General features: G+C 33.9%; 1 protein-coding gene. It reads left to right on the top strand.

Annotated elements, in window-relative coordinates; all coding sequences use genetic code 11:
- Nucleotides 1-233: YhjD/YihY/BrkB family envelope integrity protein (locus tag ACFIK8_RS12400; RefSeq protein WP_375669602.1), on the top strand; the 233-nt coding region annotated here is incomplete at both ends.

The raw sequence follows: 233 nt of genomic DNA on the forward strand, positions 1-233 counted from the left end.
TTCATAAATGGCTCCCGGCAGGGCGACGGAAATTTATAGATATTTTACCAGGGATCGTAGTAACAATGTTTGTTTGGTTTATGGCTTCTATTGCTTTTGCTCATTATTTAACAATGTTTAATTATATTTCTACCTATGCCGGGTTAACATCTATTATGGTTGCCATTATTTTTCTTTACATGTTGAGTGCAATCTTTATTTTGGGGGGAGAAATAAATGCAGCGATAATATTT

The organism is Bartonella sp. MR168JLCBS, assembly GCF_042194175.1.